The 246-nt window shown below is 61.0% G+C and carries 1 pseudogene; it reads left to right on the forward strand.

The window, feature by feature from the left end:
• Positions 1-246: pseudogene (locus SB822_RS59725) on the forward strand (FAD-linked oxidase); the annotation flags it as partial.

Raw genomic sequence — 246 nt, forward strand, 5'->3', positions numbered from 1 at the left:
CTGCTTCAGTCGATTGAGAATCTGCCTTCTCCACAGTGCGAGATTTTCTTCGGGCAGATCGGCGCGCAAACGCAACGCGTGCCGGTGAATGCGACCGCCTACTCGAGCCGCGACACGCAATACGCGATGAACGTGCATGGCCGCTGGGAAGAGCCCGCCGACGACGAACGTTGCATCGCGTGGGCTCGTGCATTCTTCGAGCAGGCAGCGCCGTTCTCGCTCGGCAGCGTCTACGTGAACTTCATG

This window comes from Paraburkholderia sp. SIMBA_054, assembly GCF_046534875.1.
GTDB lineage: Bacteria > Pseudomonadota > Gammaproteobacteria > Burkholderiales > Burkholderiaceae > Paraburkholderia > Paraburkholderia hospita.